This is a genomic window from Edaphosphingomonas fennica, from assembly GCF_003034225.1.
Taxonomy (GTDB): Bacteria; Pseudomonadota; Alphaproteobacteria; order Sphingomonadales; family Sphingomonadaceae; genus Sphingomonas_E; species Sphingomonas_E fennica.
Genome location: NZ_PHHF01000069.1, coordinates 1 through 23253, shown reverse-complemented (window position 1 = coordinate 23253; position 23253 = coordinate 1). Strand labels below are relative to the sequence as shown.

General features: G+C 66.1%; 22 protein-coding genes and 1 pseudogene. 13 read left to right on the top strand and 10 right to left on the bottom strand.

All coding sequences use genetic code 11. The features are described from left to right. Positions 1-22: 22 nt before the first annotated feature. Together CV103_RS16160 and lipB are read right to left on the bottom strand one after the other, a co-directional pair. Positions 23-286, bottom strand: coding sequence for a hypothetical protein (locus CV103_RS16160; protein ID WP_015457158.1), 264 nt, complete (start codon positions 284-286; stop codon positions 23-25). Between the two features lie 66 nt (positions 287-352). Then, positions 353-1039: a lipoyl(octanoyl) transferase LipB gene (gene lipB / locus CV103_RS16155; RefSeq protein WP_107395542.1), complete on the bottom strand. Its 687-nt coding sequence runs from the start codon at positions 1037-1039 to the stop codon at positions 353-355. Positions 1040-1159: 120 nt separating this feature from the next. Between lipB and CV103_RS16150 the strand changes: the two genes are divergently transcribed. Continuing rightward, on the top strand, positions 1160-1960 hold the full coding sequence (locus CV103_RS16150; RefSeq protein WP_070934052.1) for a hypothetical protein: 801 nt from the start codon (positions 1160-1162) through the stop codon (positions 1958-1960). Here CV103_RS16150 and CV103_RS16145 read toward each other — a convergent pair. The 3 genes from CV103_RS16145 to CV103_RS16135 are packed head-to-tail and all read right to left on the bottom strand — an operon-like array spanning position 1957 to position 3847. After that, a complete protein-coding gene (locus CV103_RS16145; protein WP_107395541.1) occupies positions 1957-2553 on the bottom strand; it encodes a GNAT family N-acetyltransferase in 597 nt (198 codons plus the stop codon). The two genes, CV103_RS16150 and CV103_RS16145, sit on opposite strands and share 4 nt — an antisense overlap. Before the next feature lie 5 nt (positions 2554-2558). Next, complete coding sequence (gene hemF, locus CV103_RS16140) at positions 2559-3401, bottom strand: oxygen-dependent coproporphyrinogen oxidase (RefSeq protein ID WP_107395540.1); 843 nt, start codon at positions 3399-3401, stop codon at positions 2559-2561. Further along, positions 3398-3847: a tRNA (cytidine(34)-2'-O)-methyltransferase gene (locus CV103_RS16135; RefSeq protein ID WP_107395539.1), complete on the bottom strand. Its 450-nt coding sequence runs from the start codon at positions 3845-3847 to the stop codon at positions 3398-3400. Before CV103_RS16135 ends, hemF begins: the two co-directional genes overlap by 4 nt. A 188-nt stretch (positions 3848-4035) precedes the next feature. Between CV103_RS16135 and petA the strand changes: the two genes are divergently transcribed. The 4 genes from petA to CV103_RS16115 all read left to right on the top strand — a co-directional run bounded on the left by petA (position 4036) and on the right by CV103_RS16115 (position 7489). Continuing rightward, positions 4036-4602 (top strand): ubiquinol-cytochrome c reductase iron-sulfur subunit, encoded by a 567-nt coding sequence (petA, locus tag CV103_RS16130; protein WP_041864759.1) that lies wholly within the window; start codon positions 4036-4038, stop codon positions 4600-4602. Positions 4603-4613: 11 nt separating this feature from the next. Then, positions 4614-5903 (top strand): cytochrome b, encoded by a 1290-nt coding sequence (locus CV103_RS16125; RefSeq protein ID WP_015457151.1) that lies wholly within the window; start codon positions 4614-4616, stop codon positions 5901-5903. A gap of 12 nt (positions 5904-5915) precedes the next feature. Next, positions 5916-6758: a cytochrome c1 gene (locus CV103_RS16120; RefSeq protein WP_107395538.1), complete on the top strand. Its 843-nt coding sequence runs from the start codon at positions 5916-5918 to the stop codon at positions 6756-6758. Positions 6759-6946: 188 nt separating this feature from the next. Next, positions 6947-7489, top strand: a complete 543-nt coding sequence (locus tag CV103_RS16115) for an adenine phosphoribosyltransferase (protein WP_107395537.1) — start codon at positions 6947-6949, stop codon at positions 7487-7489. Between the two features lie 94 nt (positions 7490-7583). On the opposite strand, the gene CV103_RS16110 is transcribed toward CV103_RS16115, so the two are convergent. From CV103_RS16110 to CV103_RS16100, 3 genes are all read right to left on the bottom strand, one after another. Continuing rightward, the gene (locus CV103_RS16110; RefSeq protein WP_170112652.1) at positions 7584-10244 is read right to left on the bottom strand and encodes a TonB-dependent receptor domain-containing protein; all 2661 of its coding nucleotides are present in this window, start codon (positions 10242-10244) and stop codon (positions 7584-7586) included. A 79-nt stretch (positions 10245-10323) separates the two neighbouring features. Further along, entirely contained in the window at positions 10324-11832 is a 1509-nt protein-coding gene (locus CV103_RS16105; protein ID WP_107395535.1) for a hypothetical protein, read from the bottom strand. Between the two features lie 215 nt (positions 11833-12047). After that, positions 12048-12830, bottom strand: a complete 783-nt coding sequence (locus CV103_RS16100; RefSeq protein ID WP_107395534.1) for a type II secretion system protein N — start codon at positions 12828-12830, stop codon at positions 12048-12050. Between the two features lie 74 nt (positions 12831-12904). Here CV103_RS16100 and CV103_RS16095 point away from each other — a divergent pair, with 74 nt between their 5' ends. Continuing rightward, positions 12905-13630, top strand: coding sequence for an NAD-dependent deacylase (locus tag CV103_RS16095; protein WP_107395563.1), 726 nt, complete (start codon positions 12905-12907; stop codon positions 13628-13630). Positions 13631-13639: 9 nt separating this feature from the next. On the opposite strand, the gene mtgA is transcribed toward CV103_RS16095, so the two are convergent. Together mtgA and CV103_RS16085 are read right to left on the bottom strand one after the other, a co-directional pair. Further along, the gene (gene mtgA / locus CV103_RS16090; RefSeq protein ID WP_015457144.1) at positions 13640-14368 is read right to left on the bottom strand and encodes a monofunctional biosynthetic peptidoglycan transglycosylase; all 729 of its coding nucleotides are present in this window, start codon (positions 14366-14368) and stop codon (positions 13640-13642) included. A gap of 89 nt (positions 14369-14457) precedes the next feature. Continuing rightward, entirely contained in the window at positions 14458-15309 is an 852-nt protein-coding gene (locus CV103_RS16085; protein ID WP_015457143.1) for an SDR family NAD(P)-dependent oxidoreductase, read from the bottom strand. Between the two features lie 275 nt (positions 15310-15584). On the opposite strand from CV103_RS16085, the gene CV103_RS16080 reads away from it, so the two are divergent. The 7 genes and pseudogenes from CV103_RS16080 to CV103_RS16050 all read left to right on the top strand — a co-directional run. Next, positions 15585-16793, top strand: coding sequence for an acyl-CoA dehydrogenase family protein (locus tag CV103_RS16080; protein ID WP_015457142.1), 1209 nt, complete (start codon positions 15585-15587; stop codon positions 16791-16793). Between the two features lie 46 nt (positions 16794-16839). Further along, entirely contained in the window at positions 16840-17616 is a 777-nt protein-coding gene (locus CV103_RS16075; RefSeq protein WP_107395533.1) for a fumarylacetoacetate hydrolase family protein, read from the top strand. An 11-nt stretch (positions 17617-17627) separates the two neighbouring features. Continuing rightward, a complete protein-coding gene (locus tag CV103_RS16070; RefSeq protein ID WP_015457140.1) occupies positions 17628-18569 on the top strand; it encodes an acetaldehyde dehydrogenase (acetylating) in 942 nt (313 codons plus the stop codon). A 133-nt stretch (positions 18570-18702) separates the two neighbouring features. Beyond that, complete coding sequence (dmpG, locus tag CV103_RS16065) at positions 18703-19737, top strand: 4-hydroxy-2-oxovalerate aldolase (RefSeq protein WP_107395532.1); 1035 nt, start codon at positions 18703-18705, stop codon at positions 19735-19737. Between the two features lie 43 nt (positions 19738-19780). After that, positions 19781-21268, top strand: coding sequence for an FAD-dependent oxidoreductase (locus tag CV103_RS16060; RefSeq protein ID WP_107395531.1), 1488 nt, complete (start codon positions 19781-19783; stop codon positions 21266-21268). Next, positions 21265-22362 (top strand): oxidoreductase, encoded by a 1098-nt coding sequence (locus tag CV103_RS16055; protein ID WP_107395530.1) that lies wholly within the window; start codon positions 21265-21267, stop codon positions 22360-22362. The genes CV103_RS16060 and CV103_RS16055 overlap by 4 nt, the downstream gene beginning before the upstream one ends. Positions 22363-22412: 50 nt before the next feature. Beyond that, a pseudogene (locus tag CV103_RS16050) lies at positions 22413-23189 on the top strand (acyl-CoA dehydrogenase family protein); the annotation flags it as partial. Between the last annotated feature and the right edge of the window lie 64 nt (positions 23190-23253).

The window sequence follows — 23253 nt, the reverse complement described above, 5'->3', positions numbered from 1 at the left end:
TCAAGTAGCTTTGGACGAGCGCTTATTGGGCGTTCGTCGCGGCCTCCGCCCCGTTGGTTTCGGCGGCGTTGTCGGCCGGAACCGCGCTGTCGTCCATCACCATATTGTCGCTGGCACCGGCCGCATCGACGGCCGTCACGTCGTTTACCGAACCTTCCATCGAGGATTCGGCGGTGTTGGTGTCGACGACCGTACTGGTGGTTTCCTTGCTGCCGCCGCAGGCGGAAACGAGAAGCGCGCCGGCAACGGCCGCCCCGATGGTCAGCTTGGAAAGAATATCGCGCATCAATGGCTCCTGGATGGTCGGGCTGGTTGTGGGATGGTGGTGGAGTAACGGGTCGCGGCCGGTGCCTCAAGCGTCGCGGCAGGGCTGGCCGAGCGAATCCAGGAAGGGATCGAGCCGGGCGGCGAGCGCTGCGTCGAATTCGGCCATGGGCACGGCACGGCCGAGGGCGGCCATGCTGGTGACAGGGAATTCGGCGATCCCGCAGGGCACGATCCCGCCGAAATGGGAGAGGTCGGGCGCGATGTTGACGGCGAAGCCATGGTAGGTGACCCAGCGCGTCACCCGCACGCCGATGGCGCCGATCTTCGCTTCCCGGCCATCGGGATCGTCCACCCAGATGCCGATGCGGCCTTCGGCGCGGCGCGCGGCGACGCCGAAATCGCCCAGCGTATCGATCAGCCAGCCTTCGAGCTGGTGGACGAAGCGGCGCACGTCCCTGCCGCGCGCGGCGAGGTTTATCATCGCATAGCCGACCCGCTGGCCCGGCCCGTGATAGGTGTAGCGCCCGCCGCGCCCGGCGCGGAACACCGGGAACTGATCGCCGGCCAGAAGCTCGGCCGGATCGGCGCTGGTGCCGGCCGTATAGAGCGGCGGATGTTCCACCAGCCAGATCTGCTCGCCCGCGTCGCCGGCGGCGATCGCGGCGACGCGCGCCTCCATCGCCGCCAACGCGACGGGATAGGGGGTGAGGCCGGCGGATACGTTCCATTCGATGGTGGCAGGCCATTCGACGGCGGGCGTGGCGTGGTTCATCCGCCCCAATTGGGATGCGTGCAATAAAGGATCAAGGCCCGATTGCATGGCCGTGCCCCCGCCCTGTAGAGGGTGCTGGCCGGCATAGTCGCTATCGCCATCGCCGGTCGTGGAGCATGCATGGCCTTATCGATTACCGCAGCCTGGGATGATGCCCGCCGCTTCGTTGCGCGGGAGGCTGGGCTGCTGGTGCCCGTGGCGCTGACGCTGCTGGTGGTGCCCGGCGCGCTGGTGGAACTGGCGATGCCCGCGCGGGTGGAAGGCGGGACGCCGGCCGGCCCCTGGGTGCTGGCGCTGCCGATCCTCTTCCTGTCGACGCTGCTCGCCTCGCTCACGATATCGCGGCTGGCGCTTGGCGGCGGCGTTTCGGTGGGGGAGGCGCTGGGCCATGCGGCGCGGCGATTGCCGGTGGCGATCGGGGCCAGCCTGATCCTGGCGTTCGCGGCGATGCTGGCCTTCATGCCGGTCGCCCCGCTGCTGCCCGGCCAGGGCGGGCCGCCGCAGATGGGCGGTGGCGCCGCGCTGCTGCTGATGCTTTATATGCTGGCGCTGCTGGCGGCCGTGTTCTTCGTCGGCATCCGCTTGCTGCTGGTGAACGTGGTGATCGTGGCGGAGCCGGTGGGCGTGCTGCCGGCGCTGCGGCGCAGCTTCGCCTTGACCAAAGGGCATTTCCCCAAGCTGGCGGGCGTGATGCTGCTGTTCGCCATCGGCAGCCTGCTGATCGGCGGCGCGGCATCGCTGGCGGGCGGGGCGGTGCTGATCGGGCTGGGCAAGCTGCTGGGGCTGGAGGCGATCGGGCGCCTGCTGCTGGCGCTGCTTTCCGGCTGCGTCAGCGCGGTGCTTTCCGTCTATTTCGTCACGACGCTGACGATGATCTATCGCCGGCTGACGGGGCCGGACCTGGCGCGGCTGTTCGATTAAGCGGGATCGGGCGCGATCAGGGGCACATGCGGCGCCGCGTCGCGCGGCAGCAGCCCGGCGATGCGGGGATCGGCGAAGGTTTCGACCGCCAGCGCATAGGGCGTGAAGCCGGACCTGCGATAGAAAGCCAGCGCGCCGGGATGATCGAGCGTGCAGGTGTGCACCCACATCCGCTCCACCCCCGCGCGCCATCCCATCGCCAGCGCGTTGGCCATCAGCCAGCGGCCATGCCCCTGGCCGGCAAGATCGGGCACGAGGCCGAGAAAGGCGATCTCGCATTCGCCGGGCCTGCGGAAGTCCAGTTCCAGCATGCCCACCTCGATCCCGCGGGGATCGGCGACGGCGAACAGCTCCACGGCCGGATCGGCGAGGATCGTGGCCAGTTCCTCCTCGGCCATGGCCAGCCGCGAAAACCACAGCCATGGCGATCCCACCCGGCGGAACAGCGTCCGATAGGCGTCGTTGGTCGGGGCCGTCCAGCGGACGAGACGGAGAGGCGAGGCCGGCATCGGCGCGGGCCGGGGCCGGGCACGCATCTCCAGCGACGTGACGACGGCTGCGAGCTGACCCGCCGGCACCGGATCGAGCGGCATCGCGCTCAGGCCCAGGTGGCGACGGGCGGCAGGCTCATCAGGATCGCATCGATATTGCCGCCGGTCTTGAGCCCGAACAGGGTGCCGCGATCATAGACCAGGTTGAATTCGGCATAGCGGCCCCGATAGGCGAGCAGCCGTTCGCGATCCCCGGCGCTGGCCGGATCGTGCATCCGGCGGCGGGCGATGCGGGGGAAGATATCGAGAAATGCCTCGCCCACGTCGCGGGTGAAGGCGAAGTTGGCTTCGAAATCGCCTTCGAGATGATCGTAGAAGATGCCGCCCACGCCGCGATGCACCTTGCGGTGGGGGATATAGAAATAATCGTCCGCCCACTGCTTGAAGCGGGGATAATAATCCGCGTCATGCGCATCGCAGGCGGCTTTCAGCCGGGCGTGGAAATCGGCGGTATCGGCATCGTTGGGGATGGGCGGATTGAGATCCGCGCCGCCGCCGAACCAGCGCCTGGTCGTCACCAGGAAGCGGGTGTTCATGTGGACGGCGGGCACATGCGGATTGGCCATGTGCGCGACGAGGCTGATGCCGGTCGCGAAGAAACCGGGATTTTCGGCGGCGCCGTGGATGGTCCTGGCGAATTCGGGCGCGAATTCGCCGCCGACGGTGGAGACGTTGACGCCCACCTTTTCGAAAACGCGCCCCTTCATCACGCCCTGGACGCCGCCGCCGCCTTTGGCCTCGGGATCGCCATCGCGATTCCAGGGGGTGTATTGGAAGGCGGCATCGCTGCCGGCCTCGCGCTCGATGGCTTCGAATTCGGCGCAGATGCGGTCACGCAGCGATTCGAACCAGGCGCGCGCGGCCGCCTGTTCGGCATCGAGTTCGATCATTCCGGAAAGCTCCCGTTCTGGCGAATGGCTTCGGCGAGCGCGATGCCAGCCGAGACCGCGACATTCAAGGACCGGAATCCCGGCCGCATCGGAATCCTGACGGCCAGGCCCGCCGCTTCGTGGACATGATCGGGAACGCCGGCGCTTTCAGACCCCATCAGCAGGATATCGTCCGGCAGGAATCGCGCCTCGGGCAGGCGGACGGCGGCTTTGGTGGTCAGCAGCACGATGCGGCCCGCGGTGGCGGCCCGGAACGCATCCCAGTCCGCATGGCGGGCGATATCGGCGCTGGCGGCATAATCCATGCCCGCGCGCCGGAGGCCGCGTTCGGAAAAGGGAAAACCGCAGGGCTCGATGATGTCCACGGGCACGCCGAAACAGGCGCCCAGGCGCAGAATGGTGCCGACATTGCCCGCGATGTCGGGCTGGAACAGGGCGATCCGCATGCGCCCCGCTAGGCGAATATGTCCCGGCCGGGCAAGAGTGCGCAAAATGCTGTTGGCAAAGAGTGCTATGCGACGCTATCAGCGCCCGAACCGCTGGGGGATAATAACAGGCGGTCGCGTCTAAGGGGTGGTCGCCAACGGTGGTTGCCTTGCGGGCGCTTATTTCGTGGCAGCGCAAGGGTTCCGGAATGGCGACGCTCGAACAAGTACAACCAACAGACGTGCCTGAAGGCGAAGGCGTTCGGCGTCGCGACTTCATAAACGTCGCCGCCGTCAGCTTCGCTGGCGTGGGCGCGGTCGCGGTGGCTTTGCCGCTGATCAATCAGATGAATCCGTCGGCGGACGTGCTGGCGCTGGCCTCCATCGAGGTCGACGTGTCCAAGATCGCCGAAGGACAGGCGATCAAGACGATCTTCCGCAAGCAGCCGCTCTTCATCCGTCACCTGACGGCCAAGGAGATCGCGGAGGCCAATGCCGTTCCCGTCGACAGCCTGCGTGATCCGCAGACGCTGGCGGAACGGACCAAGGCGGGCAAGGAGCAGTGGCTCATCACCATGGGCGTCTGCACCCATCTCGGCTGCGTGCCGCTGGGCGCGGGCGAGGGTGAGAATCGCGGCGAGTTCGGCGGTTATTTCTGCCCCTGCCACGGTTCGCACTACGACACCGCCGCCCGTATTCGGAAAGGCCCCGCGCCCAAGAACCTCCAGGTTCCCGAATATGCGTTCAAGTCCGACACCGTCGTGCAGATCGGCTGAGGTGATTTGAAATGAGTTTTCCCTGGGCAAATCATTACGCGCCGAAGCATCCGGTGATGCAGTGGATCGACGATCGCCTGCCGCTGCCCCGCCTCGTCTATAACGCGGTGGGCGCCGGCTATCCGGTGCCGCGCAACCTCAATTATTTCTGGAACTTCGGCGTGCTCGCGGGTGCGGCGCTCGCCATCCAGATCATCACCGGCGTCGTGCTCGCCATGCACTATGCGGCGAACGGCGACATCGCCTTCGCGTCGGTCGAACATATCATGCGCGACGTGAATTCGGGCTGGATGCTGCGCTATGCGCACGCCAACGGCGCCAGCTTCTTCTTCATCGTCGTCTATCTCCATATCTTCCGCGGCCTTTTCTACGGGTCCTACAAGGCCCCGCGCGAGATGGTGTGGCTGCTCGGCCTCGTCATCTTCCTGCTGATGATGGCCACCGCCTTCATGGGCTATGTGCTCCCCTGGGGGCAGATGAGCTTCTGGGGCGCCAAGGTGATCACCGGCCTGTTCGGTGCGATCCCGCTGGTGGGCGAGCCGATCCAGACGTGGCTGCTCGGTGGCTTCGCGCCGGATAACGCCGCGCTCAACCGCTTCTTCTCGCTGCACTATCTGCTGCCGTTCGTGATCGCCGCCGTGGTGATCCTGCACATCTGGGCGCTGCACATTCCGGGTTCCTCGAACCCGACCGGCATCGATGTGAAGGGGCCGCAGGATACGGTGCCGTTCCACCCTTATTACACGGCCAAGGACGGCTTCGGGCTGGGCGTGTTCCTGATCATCTTCGCGATCATGCTGTTCTTCGCGCCGAACTATCTCGGCCACCCGGACAATTATATCGCGGCGAACCCGCTTTCGACGCCCGCGCACATCGTGCCCGAATGGTATTTCTGGCCGTTCTACGCGATCCTGCGCGCCTTCACGGTGGATTTCATCCTGCCGGCGAAGCTGTGGGGCGTGCTGGCGATGTTCAGCGCCATCCTGCTCCTGTTCTTCCTGCCGTGGCTGGATAAGTCGCCGGTCCGTTCGGGCAATTACCGCCCGACGTTCAAGATGTTCTTCTGGATCCTCGTGCTGGACGTCCTCGTCCTCGGCTATTGCGGCGGCGCGCCGGCGGAAGAACCCTATGTGATGATCTCGCAGCTCGCGGCGGCTTATTATTTCGCCCACTTCCTGATCATCCTGCCGATCATCTCGCGCATCGAGCGGCCGCTGCCGCTGCCGGGTTCGATCACCGAGGCGGTGCTCGCGAAGCATGGCGAAGTCGCCGGCGACGCGCAGGCCGTGGCCGCGGAATAAGGGGTAACGATAATGGTCCGTCCCATCGGTGCCCTCGTCGGGCTGGGTTTTGCATTCGTCCTGCTCTTCTCGCTGGTCGTCGGCGCGGTGAACTTCATCAAGGAGCCGCCCGCCGCCACCGCCGAGCATGAGTTCCACCTCCATCCCAAGCCGCTGGCGCTGGCGAGCAACGGTCCGCTGGGCCGGTTCGATCGCCAGCAGCTCCAGCGCGGCTTCCAGGTCTACAAGGAAGTCTGCGCTGCCTGCCACTCGCTGAAATATGTGTCGTTCCGCGACCTGCACGAAGTCGGCTTCACCGAAGCCGAGGTGAAGGCGATCGCGAAGCAGTGGGCCATCGAAGTGCCTTCGGTGAACCCGGACACGGGCGAGCCCGCCACGCGCAAGGCCGAGGCGGCCGACAAGTTCCCCACGCCCTATCCCAACGAGGTTGCGGCGCGTGCGGCGAACAACAACGCGCTGCCGCCGGATCTGTCGCTGATGACCAAGGCCCGCCATGACGGCGCCGCCTATGTCCACTCGCTGCTGACCGGGTATCAGGACCAGCCGGCGGAACTGCTGAAGAAGTTCCCGGATTCCAAGACCGGCACGGGGCTGCACTACAACCCCTATTTCGCGAACCTGAACATCGCGATGCCGCCGCCGCTGGTGGCGGACGGCCAGGTCACCTATGCCGATGGCACTCCGGCGACCGTGGACCAGATGGCGCAGGACGTTTCGGCCTTCCTCGTCTGGACGGCGGAGCCGAAGCTGGAGAGCCGCCACCGCACCGGCGTTGCCGTGGTGATCTTCCTGCTGATCGCCACCGGGCTGGCCTTCATGGCCTACCGGAACGTCTGGTCGGGCATCAAGCACTGAGGATGAGCGGGCGGCCGGGTTCCGGTCGCCCGCCATTCAGGCCGGTTTCGGCCGGATCGAGATTGTCGGCGGGGGCGGCCTGGAGGCTGCTCCCGCCGATTTCGTTTGGGCAAAGATGACCGTAGCGGGGCTATGCCATAAGCGGTCGCTGCCTTATCAACCGTGATGCCAACCACGGGAACCGCTGCATGACCGATACCGCCAATGCCGATCTGGCCGCGCTGATCCGCACCATTCCCGATTTCCCGAAGCCCGGCATCCAGTTCCGCGACATCACCACGCTGCTGCTGAATGCCGAAGGGCTGGCCGCGACCATCGACCGGCTGGCCACGATGCATGGTGGGCCGTTCGATCTGGTCGCGGGCATCGAGGCGCGCGGCTTCATCTTCGGCGCGGCGGTGGCGCAGAGATTGGGAACGGGGCTGCTGCTGATCCGCAAGAACGGCAAGCTGCCGGGGCGGACGGTGGGTGTCGACTATGCGCTGGAATATGGCGAGGATCGCATCGAGATGCATGCCGACGCGGTGGTGCCGGGATGCCGGGTGCTGCTGGTCGACGACCTGATCGCGACGGGCGGGACGGCGCTGGCGGCAATCCGGCTGCTCCGCAAGGCGGGCGCGATGGTGGGCGGCGCGGGCTTCGTGATCGACCTGCCCGACCTGGGCGGCGTGGCGAAGATCGAGGCCGAGGGCGTGCCGGTCGGGGCGCTGGTGGCGTTTGACGGCGATTGACGGGGTTTCCGCCGAGGGCGGGTTGCGCACGGCCGTCCGCAAGGGAAAGGCACGCGCTCCTTTCGGAACGCGCGCCTGAGCCTTTCGGGAAAGATCAGAACTTTACGCTGGCGCCCAGCGAGAAGCTGCGGCCGATGTCGTAGCGGTTGAGGTAGATGCGCGCCGCATCCGACTGCTGATATTCCTGATATTTGGTGGCGGTGAGGTTGCGCGCCTCGGCCTTGATCTCGACGGTGGAGCCGAGGAAGTTCACTTCCTCGCGCGCGACCAGATCGAAGCGCAGGCCGGGCTTTTCCACGATATCGGGCTGGCGTGCCTCGCCCTGGATCGGGCCGCGATTGGTGACGCGCTTGCTGGCATAGGTGATCATCAGTGTCTGCTGCGAGATCTTGTCCGTGCTTTCGAAGCCGATCTGCAGGTTGGCGATGTGATCGGACTGGCCGGTAAGCGGGGCGCCATCCCGGAACAGCAGGTTGGCCGCGATCTGATCCTGCTGCGGGCCATAGACGATCTGGTCGCCGACCTTCAGCTTGGAATGGGTGTAGGTGTAGTTGGCCGCGACCAGCAGGCGCCGCGAGGCCCAGAAATCCGCGCTGCCGAACACGGGCTCGAGCGGGAAATATTTTTGAAGCTCGATCTCGCCGCCGTAGAGCTGCGCTTCGGGCGCGTTGGCGAAGCCGGTGCGGAGCGCGCCGCCGCCCGCGAAGAAGGCCACGGTTTCGATCGGATTGTCGATCTTCTTGTAGAAGCCGGCTACCGTTACCCGCTCGCCCCGGCCGAAATAATATTCGTAGCGGGCCTCGGCATTGGTGAGCTTGCTGTCCACCAGGCGCGGGTTGCCGGTGAACTGGCGATCGGATTCATAATCCTGATAGAGCTGCTCGGCGAGCTCGCGGAACTGAGGCCGGGCGATCGTCTTCGATCCCGCGATGCGAAGCTGCATGTCCTCCGCGAAGTTCCAGGTGATCGTGGCCGCCGGCAGGAAATAATCCTTCTTGAGGTTGGTCTGCACCAGCCCTTCGCCGATCGGCCGCACGGTTTCCTTGGCATCTTCGTAGCGCACGCCGGCGGTTGCCGACAGGCCGGGGAGGAATTCCGCCTCCGCCTGCAGATAGCCGGCGTTGATCTCCAGCCCGGCATCATAAGCGGCCGCGCCCTGCGAGGAGGAGACGTCGCGCAGCTGGATGTTGTAGGTGTAGATATTATAGTCCGACACCAGATAGTCGGGCCGTTCCTGCGCCACCGCCAGGGGCAGAGCGCCATCCGGCCGGAAATATTGATATTGGTAGCGCGAGGAGCTGCGGTCCGTCTTGGTATAGGCGTAGCCGGCCGAGACCTTTGCCTTCAGCGCGGTCGGCAGCTGATAGGTGACGTCGCCCGCGGCGGCATAGACATTCTCGTTGAGGTCGCTGAAGGCGATGTCCGCGCTCTGCCCGCCCGAGGCGAGGTTGTTGATATAATCGTGCGCGGTGTTGTTGTAGGTGTAGCTGAAGCCGCGCTCATAGGGCGACTTGCGCTTGGAGTTGGCATAAGTGCCGCGCAGGTCGACATCGAAATTGCCGAGCTTGAATTCGCCGACGAGCTGGGTGTCGATGAGCTGGCGTTCGAACCAGTAGGTGTTCTGCTTGATCAGCGGATCGGGCTGGCCCGCGACCGGATCGGAGACGTTGCGGTCGAAGCCGGACGACAGGCGGCCCTGCTTCAGCACGTCGCGGATGTAGAGGTTGGTCCAGCGGATCGCCTGGCCGTCGCCGAATTCGTAGCCGAGGCCGAGCAGGCCGTTCAGCAGCACGCGGTTTTCGGTGATGACGGTGTTGAAATTGGTTTGCGGCGTGCCGGCGAGCTCCGGATCGAGCGAGCTCTGCTGTAGCACGTCGCGCGTGCGCCAGCTGTTGCTGTAGGAGGCCGCGGCGATCAGGCCGAGCTGCCCGCCGGCCGTATCCCAGGACTTGCCGCCCGACAGATCGAACGAGAAGTTGGCGGGAATATCGCCGTTGCGCTGCAGGAGCGTGGTGGGCGCGTTGGTGAGGCTGGAGGCGAAGCCCTGCAACTCCGCCGTGGTGTAGTTGCCGCCGTTGATCGGCTTGCCGCTCTTGATCGCCTGCTTGATGCCGTCGGGCACGTCGCGATTGCCGCTGTCGAAGCCGATCCAGTCGGTGCTCGATCCGTAATAGGTGTAGCCGAGCTTGCCGGTGGTCTCGGTATTCGCGCCGACGCTGGCGCCGAATTCCAGGAAGGGCTTGGTGGGCACGGCCTTGGTGGTGAGGTTGATCACGCCGCCGCCGAATTCGCCCGGATAGTTCACCGAATAGCTTTTCTGGACGAGCGCCGAGGAAAGCACGTTGGTCGGGAAGATATCGAGCGGAACCACGCGCTTCAGCGGCTCGGGCGAGGGCAGGGGAGAGCCGTTGAGAAGGGCGGCCGAATAACGATCGCCGAGGCCGCGCACATAGACGTAACCGTTGCCGACGACGCTGAGGCCGGTCACGCGCTGGAGCGCGCCGGCGATGTCGCCTTCGCCGGTGCGGGCGATTTCAGCCGTCGAGAGGACGGAAACGACCTCGGGCGTGGCGCGGATCGGTTCCGGGATGTTGCGGCCGGTGACGACGATATCGCCCCCGCTGCCGCCGGGGATCGAGACTTCGACCTTCTCCTCCTGCGGATCGGCCGCGCCCGTTGTCTGCGCCAGCGCGGAGGGCGCCACCAGCGCGGTGGTGAGCAGGAGCAGGCTGCCCATGGTGAGAGGTTTCGTCATATGTCCCCCGGAATCCCTGATAACGAGTGCGGGGCGGCGCCCATGCGGCCGCCGCCCCCGGTTCAGAAGGCGCGCCGAATCAGAGCGCGGTGCAGTTGCGGCTGCTGCTGCCGAACGAGACGTAGCTCGCGTTGCAGGTCCAGCCGGCATACCAGGTGTCGTTCGCGTCGCGGACGGCGCCGATATAGTTGGTGCGCTGGAAGAAGCTGCCGAGCGTGCTCGCGTCGAACGCGGTCACCGCCGCTTCATTGGCGCCGTTGATGAAGACGTTCGTCAGCGTCGGCGTGTAATTGGCATTGTTGTTGGTGCCGCTGTTGAAGATCGTCTGGATTTCCGCCGCGGGCGTATCCGTCTCGTCACGGAACGGCGTGGGGCAGGACATCACGATCGAATGGAAGACCGGCGGGCCGGCTTCGTCCCTGGCCGGATCGGCGGGCTGGGTGGTCGATCCGCCCTGGCCGTCGATGTCGAGGCAGTTCCTGGTGCCGATGACGATGCCGTTCACCATCGTATAGTCGGTGCCGCCGCGCAGCAGGATGGTGTTTTCCCCCTGCACTTCGGAACGCTGGATGAAGGTGAAGTTGGCGAGGCGCGTATTCTGGCGCGGCGTGGCGTTTTCGTTGCCGTTCGAGTCCGCCTCGATCATCGAGTCGCCGTTATTGGCGTCGCGCTGCACGGCGATCACGAACTGGATGAAGCCCTTGTAGCCGAGGTCGGTATCGAGGCCGTCATCGTCCGCGCCGGTGATGACCAGATATTTCAGGTTCGGGCGGCCGCCAAAGATTTCGATGCCGTCGTCCGAGCTGTTGTGGATCTGGATGTGATCCAGCACCGTGCCCGAACCGACGCCGCCGAGGGTGAGGCCCTGAAGCTCGTTGCCCGGCGCGATCGCGAAGCCCGAATAGCGGATCTGGACATAGCGGAGCGTGCCGCTGTTGTCGTTCGCCGTGGCGCCGCCGTAGAGCGCGTTGGTGGTACCTTCGACCACGTTCTGGCAGTCGACCGCGCCGCCGGTGGTGTTGGTGTTGCAATCGCTGATCGGCGCGCGGCCGAGCAGGACGACGCCGCCCCACAGGCCCTGGCTGCTGTCGGTTGCCGTGCCCTCGACATTGGACCGCGAGGTGAAGATGATCGGATCGGTGGCCGATCCTTCGGCGAAGAGCTGGGAGCCGCGGTTCACGACGAGGAAGTCGTTGCCCGACGATCCGAAAATGGTCACGCCCGGTTCGACCGTGAGCACGGCGCTCTGGCCGCCGGTGCCCGCGCCGCCGACATCGGTGCCGACGTCGACGCGGCCCGAAAGCGAATAGACGAGGCCGTCGATCTTCCGAAGCAGCAGGTTCGAAGAGATGCGGCCCTGGAGCACGCAGTTGCGGAAACCGCTGATGATGCCGCCGTTGGTGGTGCCGGTGGGGCAATCGGTGGGCGTTGGGATCGGCGTGGGAGTCGGCGTCGGGGTGGGCGTGGGGGTCGGAGTCGGCGTGGGCGTCACGATGACGCCGTCGCCCGGCGAGGCGACGTCGTCAGCGCCGCACGCGACCAGCGAAAGCGCGCTCCCCATGAGGAGGATGTTACGAAGATAGCTCATATTTGCCCCTCTGTGTTTGGCAGGCCGCCGGCTTTCCCCGAATCCGCCCCGTGGGATTCGACAGTGCCGATGCGAGGGCCGCCCTAGAGGGGTAAAATGATAGTAATATTACAGGGGATGAATGAGGCGACCGAGAATATACATGAAATATATTTGAAATATCATCGCAATCCGACGGTCATATTGTTGTCATGAAACTGCAATGAACCGCATGTTCACGGGTTGGTCGTTTCCAGCCTTGCCTCCATGGTCCGGTTGTTGCGCCGATATTTGAACGTCACCATCGGCGAGATTGCAATTTCGTTGGCGAGCTTGTTCACCTCATCCTCGCTCGCGAAGGCGCGGCCGTTGACGCCGACGATGACGTCACCGGGCCTGAGGCCGGCCCCGGCGAAGGCGGGCATGTTCACGCCTTCGCGGATGGTGAAGCCGGTAACGCGGCCGTCCGCCCTTTTCACGGGGGTCAGGCCGGTGCGGAAGGCGTTGGTCTGGGATGCGAGATCGGGCGGGGCGGCGGGCCTGGCCGGGCCGCCGAGCGAGGCGATGTCCGCGCCGGGCAGGGCGAGGCGGCTTTCCGTGCCGTTGGCGGAAAGCAAGATGGATTGCGGCTCGATCGCCTTCACGACCACGCCAGGCAGGACTTCCCGTCCGACGACGAAGCGTCCCTGCCTACCGCCGGGAAATTCGATGATCGCGGCACCCGTGGCGCTCGGCCCCATGACGCCGCGCAGGATCAGCCCCGATATATTGGCCGATGGCGCGGCGGGCGCGGGCTGGGGCTCCGGCATCGCGGGCGGGGGCGGCGTCTGGGGCTCGGCGGTGATCGGCGATGGCGCGGAGACGGCGGCCTCGCCGGAGTCGCCTTCCGGCGGCGCGGGGCGGATCAGCGCCACCAGCCCGGCCGACAGCAGCAGGCCCGCGCCGATCGCGATCATCCATTCGCGCGCGGAACCCTGGGCTTTCGCGCCGGCCATGGACGGTAGGAAACGTGTCGCCATGACGGGGCTTTATGGCGCCGATATTGCAGCGCCATGACATGGCGATGTCCGCGATCGCGGCTTATGGTGGCGGCATGCGTGATATCGAAACCATCCTGGTCCTGACGGGGGCCGGCATTTCGGCGGAGAGCGGGCTGGCCACGTTCCGGGGACCGGACGGGCTTTGGGAGGGGCATCGCGTCGAGGAAATCTGCACGCCCCAGGCGCTGGCGCGCAACCCGGCGCTCGTTCAGAATTTCTACGACATACGGCGCGCGGCGCTGGCGAAGGTCGTGCCAAATGCCGCGCATCATGCGCTGGCGCGGCTCGATGCCGAATGGCCGGGCGAACTGCTGATCGTGACCCAGAATGTCGACGACCTGCACGAGCGGGCAGGAGCACGGCGCATGCTGCACATGCATGGCGAGCTGAAATCCGCGCTCTGCCGGGAATGCGGCGGGCGTGTGCGGTGGGAGGGGACGCTGGCCGACGGCCCGGCCTGTCCGTTATGCGGAGGCAAGGGTGGGCTGCGGCCCGACATCGTGTTCTTCGGGGAGATGCCCTACCAGATGGAGCGTATCGAGGAGGCGCTGGCGGAGGCCGACCTTTTCGTTTCGATCGGCACGTCGGGCGCGGTCTATCCGGCGGCCGGTTTCGTCCAGACCGCGCGCTATCGTGGCGCCGAGACGCTCGAACTCAATCTCGATCCCTCGGCGGGAAGCCATTTCTTTCATGAAAGCCGGGTCGGGCCGGCGGGCCTGCTGGTGCCCGAATGGGTCGACGAAATGCTGGGTCGCCGCGCCGCCGCGCCCGGCGGCTGATCGTGCCGGTCAGCGGAGGCAGCGATCGAAGCCGCTCCGCTGGACCACGCCGATACGGGTGGCGATGCGGTTGCCGTGGCGGCGGGTGAAACCGGTGGGGGCGACGGCCTCGCGCTTCTTGGGCAGCGGCAGCACGGCGGCGATGCGGGCGGCCTCCGTCGCGGTCAGATGCGAGGCATCGTGCCGGAAATAGCGCTGGGCGCCGGCATTGGCGCCATAGGTGCCGATGCCCGTTTCGGCGATGTTGAGATAGACCTCCATGATCCGCTTCTTGCCCCAGATCGTTTCGATCAGGACGGTGAACCAGGCTTCCAGCCCTTTTCGGAAATAGCCGCCGCCCTGCCACAGGAAGGCGTTTTTCGCAGTCTGCTGGCTGATCGTCGATCCGCCGCGGATACGGCCGCCATCGGCATTCTCCTTCATCGCCTGCTGGATGGCCTTGAAGTCGAAACCGTTGTGCGAGCAGAAATTCCAGTCCTCCCCGCCGATGGCGGCGCGCGCCATGTTCGGGTCCATCCGCGAAAGGCTCATCCAGTCCTTGTGGATGCCGCGCCCGTCCACCGCATTGCCGATCATCGTGAAGGTGACGGGGGGCGGCACGAACTTGTAGATGAGCACCCAAACCAGCGATCCGGCGACGAAGGCGATCGCCCCGCGGATGCTCCAGCGCAGGATGCGCCGGGGCCACGATGTCGTCGCCGGTTTTCGCTTGCGGCCTGTTCGTTTCGCCTTCGCCATCGCCGCCGCTTAGCGCCTCCGCCCGGAACGGAAAAGGCCCGGACGATGCCGGGCCTTTCCTTCACGGTTCCGCTTGGTCGCGCCGTAGATCAGCGCACGATGGCAGGGTGCGGAATGCGCGGCGCGCCGAGCATCTCGCGATAGGAGGGCGGCGTCTTGCCATTATCCTGGATGCCGTAGATTTCAGCCTGCTCGGCGCCGATCACCGTCTGGCCGGAAAGCTCCATCCGCTTCGGATCGCGATGGATCGCAGCGATCACCCGGCCGGTGAATTCCGGCGTCTCGCCGATCTTGAGGAATTCGGTATATTGATCTGGCCGCTCATCGGCGGCGCGGCGGGTGCGTTCGGTGACGAGCGGACCCATCCACACCGCGACCGCGGCGACATCATGATCCTTCAGGTCGACGCCCATGTCGGCAGCGAACTTGTCCACGCCCGCCTTCTGCGCGCCATAGGCCGGGCCGTGCATGTAGCAGACGCTGCCAAAGGAGGAGGTGAAGGCGATCAGCGCGCCGCCGGTGCGGATCATCAGCGGCGTGGCATAGAAGCTGGCGACATATTGCGAGCGCAGGCCGACGTTCAGGATATCCACCAGCCCGAGCGGGCGTTCCCAGAAGCCGCCGGGGGTGATGAGCTGATCGTGGATATGGGCGACGTTGTTGACCAAGACGTCCAGCCGGCCATCCTCGGCCTCGATCCGCTTGAACAGCGCTTCGACCTGATCGTCCTTCGCGTGATCGACGGCGACGGCCACGGCTTCGCCGCCGGCATCCTGTATTTCCTTGACGACGCTGTGGATGGTGCCGGGGAGATCGGCCGATCCCTCCTTGGTGGTGCGGCCGGTGACGTAGACCTTATATCCTTCCGCGCCCAGCGCACGGGCGATGCCCGCGCCCGCGCCGCGACTCGCACCCGTGACGACCGCCACCTTGTCAGCCATATCCTGCCTCCTTCATTCGATGCCTTTTCGATCGGCCATCCAACATAGGAAATGCGTAACGTAAAGGCCAAATTGTTGCGCATATCTGTTTGTGGCTCGATTCGGCATGGGCGGCGCTCGCCCGCATTGCTCTTCGCGACCGCGCGAATCATATCATGTTGTGTTGACGACTTGCGTAGGCGGATGCTAGTTTCGCTACGAATAAGGTGAACCTGCCGGCGGGGGCAGTCGCCAGGCGGCGACACTGCCAAGGCGGGTTTCTTTTGGAGAGTTGGATGGCAACTGCATTGAATTCGAAAGGCTCCCAGGTGATTCCATCGGCTGAGGAGCTGATCGAGCGCGCCCGTGCGATGGTGCCGGCGCTGAAGGCCCGCGCGGCGCAGGCCACGGCCGAGTGCAAGGTGCCCGACGAGACCATCGCCGAGATGCAGGCGGCCGGCTTCTTCCGCATCCTCCAGCCCAAGCGCTGGGGCGGTTACGAGATGCATCCTAACGTCTTCTTCGAGGTGCAGAAGCTGCTGGCGCAGGGCTGCATGTCGACGGGCTGGGTCTATGGCGTCGTCGGCGGCCATCCTTATGAGCTGGCGCTGTTCCACAACCAGGCGCAGGTGGACGTGTGGGGCGAGGATGACAGCATCCTCGTATCCTCGTCCTACCAGCCGGTCGGTAAGGTGGAGCGGGCGGAAGGCGGCTTCTACCTGTCGGGTCGCTGGGGCTTTTCCTCGGGCAGCGAGCATTGCCAGTGGGTGCTGCTGGGCGCGATGATCCCGCCGCTCAACGCCGGCGATCCGCCGGACATGCGAACCTTCCTGGTCCCCCGTAGCGATTATGCGATCGATCGCACCTGGGATGTGTTCGGCCTGCAGGGCACTGGTAGCCACGACATCGTTGTCGAGCGCGCCTTCGTGCCCGATTATCGCACGCACAAATCGTCCGACGGCTTCCTCTGCACCAATCCGGGACAGAAGGAAAATGACGCGCCGCTGTTCCGCCTGCCCTGGGCGCAGGTGTTCCTGCGGCTGGTCTCGTCCTCCGCGCTGGGCGGCACCCGCGCGGCGATCGATGCGGCGCTGCAGATCACCAAGGATCGCGTTTCGACCAACACGGGCAAGGCTTCCAAGAGCGATCCCGTGTTGCTGAACGCCATCGCCAAGGCCTATGCGCAGCTCGACGAGATGGAGCTGACCCTCCGCCGCAACTTCGACGATCTGATCGCGGTCGCGGAGACGGGCGAGCCGATCCCGATGGATAAGCGCACCCTCTATCGCTACCAGTCGTCCAGCGTGGTGCGGCGGTGCGCTGATCTGGTCGACGACCTGATGCCGCTGCTGGGCGGACGGGCGATCTACAATAGCAGCCCGATCGTGCAGCCCTGGCTGGACCTCAACGCCGCGCGCGCGCACGTCGCCAACGATCCGAACAATATGGGGCCGGACCTGACGAACGGCCTGATGGGCGAGGGGCCGTCCTTCTTCTTCCTGTAGGGATGGAGAAGGGCGTGGCCACGAGACCGATCGGGAGGATCAGGCTTTGAGCAAGGCGGAACTTTACGGGCAGGAACTCTATCAGGCCCTGCGTGAGCGGCGGACGGTGCCCCCGCTCATCGCGCGCGATGCGGCGCTCACCATCGACGATGCCTATGCCATCTCGCTGGATGCGCTGGCGCGGCGGCGGGCCGATGGCGAGAAGGTGGTCGGCAAGAAGATCGGCGTCACCAGCAAGGCCGTGCAGGACATGCTGGGCGTGCACCAGCCCGATTTCGGCTTCCTCACCGATCGCATGTGGGTGGAAGGCGATATCGACATCGCCGCGACGGGACTGATCCAGCCGCGCGCGGAGGCCGAGATCGCCTTCATCCTGAAATCGGACCTGAACGGCCCCGGCGTGACGGCCGAGGACGTGCTGGCCGCGACCGAAAGCATCGCGCCCTGCTTCGAGATCGTCGACAGCCGCATCCAGGACTGGAAGATCGGCATCGTCGATACCGTGGCGGACAACGCCTCCTGCGGGGTGTTCGTGCTGGGCGAGGCGCGCGTCGATCCGCGCGGGCTGGACCTGCCGGGCCTTCATGTGACTGTGACCAAGAATGGCGAGCCGCTTTCCGAAGGCTATGGATCGGCGGTGCAGGGTTCGCCGCTGCAGGCGGTGGCATGGCTGGCCAATACGCTGGGCGCTTACGGCGTGACGCTGAATGCCGGCGATGTCATCCTTTCCGGCAGCCTGGTGCCGCTGGCGCCGGCGGTTGCGGGCGATGTTTTCGAGATGGAACTGCATGGGATCGGGCGCTGCGTCGCCCGGTTCGTCTGAGGAGCAGCGACGTGGGTAAGGTGAAGGCGGCGATCATCGGTTCGGGCAATATCGGCACCGACCTGATGATCAAGATGATCAAATATCCCCAGAATATGGAGCTGGTGGCTGTCGTCGGCATCGACGAGAAGTCCGAAGGGCTGGCGATGGCGCGCGAGCGCGGCGTCGCCACCACGCATGAGGGGCTCGACGGCCTGAAGGCGATGGACGTCTATCCCGAGATCGGGATCGTCTTCGACGCGACGTCCGCTTATGCCCACAAGGTGCACGATGCGGCGCTGCGCGCCGACGGCAAGCTGGTGGTGGACCTGACGCCGGCAGCGATCGGCCCCTTCACCATTCCGCCCGTGAACATGGAAGAGCATCTGGCCGAGGGCAACGTCAACATGGTGACGTGCGGCGGCCAGGCGACCATCCCGATGGTGGCGGCGGTGAGCCAGGTGGCCAAGGTCCATTATGCCGAGATCGTGGCTTCCGTCTCGTCGCGGTCGGCCGGCCCCGGCACCCGCGCCAATATCGACGAGTTCACCCGCACGACCGCCAGCGCGATCGAGAAGGTGGGCGGCGCCGAAAAGGGCAAGGCGATCATCATCCTCAACCCCGCCGAGCCGCCGATGATCATGCGCGACACGGTGTTCACGCTTTCCGAAGGGGCCGATGAAGAGACGATCCGCGCATCGGTGAAGGCGATGGTGGCCAAGGTTCAGGAATATGTGCCGGGATATCGGCTGAAGCAGGAAGTGCAGTTCGAGCGCTTCGGCGACAACAACAAGCTGAAGATCCCCGGCCGCGGCGAATTCACCGGCATCAAGACCTCGATCTTCCTCGAGGTGGAGGGCGCCGGCGATTACCTGCCGAGCTATTCGGGCAATCTCGACATCATGACCGCCGCCGCCAAGGCGACCGGCGAGCTGATGGCGCGCCGCCTGCTGGACCAGAAGGCCGCGGCCTGAGCGGCACTGCCCCCTCCCGTCGTCCCCGCGAAAGCGGGGATCCACGGAGGTGGAACGGCTGATTTGGAAACGTCCCGCGTCCATGGATTCCCGCTTTCGCGGGAATGACGGGAGGGGACGGGAGAAAGTGACGATGACCTTCGATCCCACCACTACCAAGCTCTACATCCAGGACGTGACGCTGCGTGATGGCATGCACGCGATCCGCCACATGTATGGCCTCGATCATGTCCGGGCGATCGCCAAGGCGCTGGACGAGGCCGGCGTCGACGCCATCGAGGTCGCGCATGGCGACGGGCTTTCGGGCGCGAGCTTCAACTACGGCTTCGGCGCCCATACCGACTGGGAATGGCTGGAGGCCGTGGCCGACGTGCTGACCCGTTCGGTGCTGACCACCCTGATCCTGCCGGGCGTCGGCACCGTCGAGGAGCTTCGCCGCGCCTATGACCTGGGCGTGCGTTCGGTGCGCGTGGCGACCCACTGCACCGAGGCGGACGTTTCCAAGCAGCATATCGGCATTGCCCGCGATCTGGGCATGGACGTGTCCGGCTTCCTGATGATGAGCCACATGATCGAGCCCGAGCAGCTCGCCCAGCAGGCCCTGCTGATGGAAAGCTATGGCGCGCAGTGCGTCTATGTGACGGACAGCGGCGGCGCGCTGGACATGGACGGCGTTCGCGCCCGCTTCCAGGCCTATGACCGGGTGCTGAAGCCCGAGACGCAGCGCGGCATGCACGCGCACCACAATCTCTCGCTCGGCGTCGCCAATTCGATCGTCGCGGTGCAGGAAGGCGGCATCCGCATCGACGCCAGCCTTGCCGGCATGGGCGCGGGCGCGGGCAATGCGCCGCTGGAGGTGTTCATCGCCGCCGTCGACCGCAAGGGCTGGAACCATGGCTGCGACGTGATGAAGCTGATGGACGCGGCCGAGGATCTCGTGCGTCCCTTGCAGGATCGGCCGGTCCGCGTCGATCGCGAGACGCTCGCGCTCGGCTATGCCGGCGTCTATTCGTCGTTCCTTCGCCATGCCGAGAAGGCGGCGGCGGATTACGGCCTCGACACCCGCGCGATCCTGGTCGAGCTCGGCCGGCGCAAGATGGTCGGCGGGCAGGAGGACATGATCGTCGACGTCGCGCTGGACATGATCAAGGCTCGCGACGCGGCCTGAAGGGCGAACGCCAGCCAAAAGGCGGAGCCGGAGAGGATAGGGCATGACCGATTTCACCACCGCGCGGCCTTTCGCGCACGAGGATGTGGCGCACTGGGACATCGAGACCGAGGTCGCGATCGTCGGCTTCGGCGCGAGCGGCGCCAGCGCCGCGATCGAGGCGGCACGGGCCGGCGCGCGGACCACCATCTTCGAGATGGGATCGGGCAGCGGCGGCGCCTCCGCGCTTTCGGGCGGCGAGATCTATGTCGGCGGCGGCACGGACGTGCAGCAGGCGGCCGGGTTCGACGATAGCGTCGAGGCGCTGGAAGCCTATCTGATGATGGCGGGCGGCCCCGATGCCGATGCCGCCAAGGTCTCGCTCTATGCGCGGGAAAGCCTGGCGCACTTCCAGTGGCTCAAGGATCAGGGCGTGCCCTATAAGGGCACCTTCGTGCCGGGCAAGATCATCGAGCCGGAGACCGACGATACCCTGATCTGGTCGGGCAGCGAGGAAGCCTGGCCGTTCAGCGAAAAGTCCAGGCCCGCGCCGCGCGGCCATGTGATCCAGCATATGGGCTGGGGCGGCGGGCGCCGGCTGGTCGACGTGCTGGAAGCCAAGGCGCGCGAGCTGGGCGTGGAGGTGCGCTGCGACGCGCGCGTGCTCTCGCTGGTGGCCGATCGCGACGGTGCCGTCACCGGCCTGGTCGTGAAGATCGACAACAAGCCACAGTTCGTGCGGGCCAGCCGCGGGGTCGTGCTCTGCACCGGCGGCTTCTGCATGAACCAGGATATGCTGCGCCGCTACGCGCCCGAGGCGCTGCGCCTGTCCGACCCGATCGGCGAGAATGACAATGGTTCCGGCATCCTGATGGGGATGGGCGCGGGCGGCGATGCCATCCACATGGACCAGTTCTTCACCACCTGCCCGTGGATCATGCCGCCGTCGCTGGTCTACGGCATCATCGTCAACGAACGCGGCCAGCGCTTCATCAACGAGGATTGCTATCACGGCCGCGTCAGCCGCACGATGATCGACCAGCCGGGCGGGCGCGTGTTCCTGCTGGCGGACAATGCGATCTTCGAGCGTCCGTTCGAGCTTTCGCGGATCGAGATCGCCGCCGTGGGCGAGACCTGGGAAGAGGTGGAGCAGGAACTGGGCATGGTGGAAGGCACGCTGGCCGCCACCGTCCACACCTTCAACCGCTATGCCGCCGAAGGGCACGACCCGGTCTACCGCAAGCATCCGCAATGGCTGAAGGTGCTGAACGAAGGGCCGTTCGTGGCGCTGGAGCTGAACTTCAGCGAGAGCTTCTTCTCCTTCTTCACGCTGGGCGGGCTGAATACCCTGCCGACCGGCGAGGTGCTGGACAGCGCCGGCCGGGCGGTCCTTGGCCTCTACGCTGCCGGCCGCGCGACATCGGGCCTGCCGCGTTGGGGGCATGGCTACAGCTCGGGCATGAGCCTTGCCGATTGCACCTTCTTCGGCCGCCAGGCCGGGAAGCAGGCGGCGACGGCCGGCACCGCGACGCTGGTGGAGGCCGCGGAATGAGCGCATCGCCGCTGTTCCGGCCGTTCGATCACCCCAAGCTGAAGCTGCGCAACCGCATCGTGATGGCGCCGATGACGCGCAAGCGATCGCCGGGCGGCGCGCCTGGCGCGGACGTGGCAGCTTATTACCGGCGGCGCGGCGAAGGCGGGGTCGGGCTGATCCTGTCCGAAGGCGCCGGCATCCGACGCAACGGATCGCGCTCCGACCCGGCGGTGCCCAACCTGTTCGGCGATGATGCGCTGGCGGGGTGGCAGGCCGTGGTGGATGGGGTGAAGGCCACCGGCGCGAAATTCGCCCCGCAGCTATGGCATGTCGGCGCCCGGCCGGATGAGGCCACCAAGGCCCTGCCCGAAGCGCCGATCGACAGCCCCTCCGGCCTGCCCTGGCCGGGCAAGACGGTGGCCGAGCCGATGAGCGAGGAGGCGATCGCCGATACCATCGCGGCTTATGCCGAAGCCGCGGCCAATGCCGCGAAGCTGGGCTGCGACGCGGTGGAGATCCACGGGGCGCACGGCTATCTGATCGACCAGTTCCTCTGGGACGGGACCAACCTGCGCAGCGACGGCTGGAACGGGCCGACGCTGAAGGAACGGGCACGATTCGCGGCCGAGGTGGTGCGGGCGATGCGCCAGGCGACGGGGCCGGATTTCCCGATCCTGATCCGCATATCGCAGGACAAATCGCCTGACGGGTCGGTGCGGCTGGCGAATGATCCGGGCGAGCTGGCGTTGCTGGTGGAGGTGCTGGCCGAGGCCGGCGTCGACATATTCCACTGTTCGGGCGCACGGTTCAGTCGGCGGGAATTTGCCGGGTCCGACCTGAGCTTCGCCGGATGGGTGAAGAAGATCAGCGGCCTGCCGACGATCGCGGTGGGCACGGTCGGGCTGGACGTGCCGCCGGCGACGCCGCTGTTCGCGACGATCGCGCCGGGGCCGATCGACGAGGTGGAGAGGCGGCTGGACGCGGGCGAGTTCGATCTGGTCGCCGTGGGCCGCGCGCTGCTGGCCGATCCCGACTGGGCGGAGAAGGTGCGCGCCGGGCGGACCGACGAGCTAATCGGCTTTGAAGCCCGCTATGTCGCGGAGCTCCATTGACAGAAAAATGAATCGCATTCACCTGAAACCCAAAAGGTAGGAGGAATGCGATGCTGAATGTCGGGGGGCGGACGGCCTATACGGCGGACCACGAACAGTTCCGGGAGACGGTGCGCAAGCTCTTCGAGCGCGAGCTGGTCCCGAACCTGGACCGCTGGGAGCATGAGGGAATCGTCGACCGCGACTTCTGGCTGAAGTGCGGCGAGGCGGGGCTGCTCTGCCCGCAGGTTCCCGAGCAATATGGCGGCCTGGGCCTGGATTTCGGCTATGCCGCGATCGTGGACGAGGAGCTGTGGTATTCCGGCTCCACCGCCGGCCTGCCGCTCCATACCGATATCGCCGCCGATTATCTGGTGGACTATGCGTCCGAGGAGCTGAAGCAGGCCTGGCTGCCGAAGATGGTGTCGGGCGAGGCGATCGCGGCCATCGCGATGACCGAGCCGGGCGCCGGATCGGACCTGCAGGGCGTGCGCACCTCCGCCCGGCGCGACGGCAATCATTATGTGATCAACGGCAGCAAGACCTACATCACCAACGGCCAGAACGCCGATATCGTGATCGTCGTGGCCAAGACCGATCCGACGCTGGGCGCCAAGGGGATCAGCCTGATCCTGGTGGAGGCCGACCGCGAAGGCTTCAAGCGCGGGCGCAACCTGGACAAGATCGGCCAGCATTCGGCCGACACGTCGGAACTGTTCTTCGAGGATGTCCGCGTGCCGATCACCAACTGCATCGGCGCCGAGGGGCAGGGCTTCGCCTATCTGATGAACCAGCTGCCGCAGGAGCGGCTTTCGGTGGCGATCGGCGCGCAGGCTGTAGCGCGACGATTACGGAGTCCGGTCGGCGTCAATTTTGATGGCCGATAGGTGGCCGCGCCGGTTGGTGAATTCT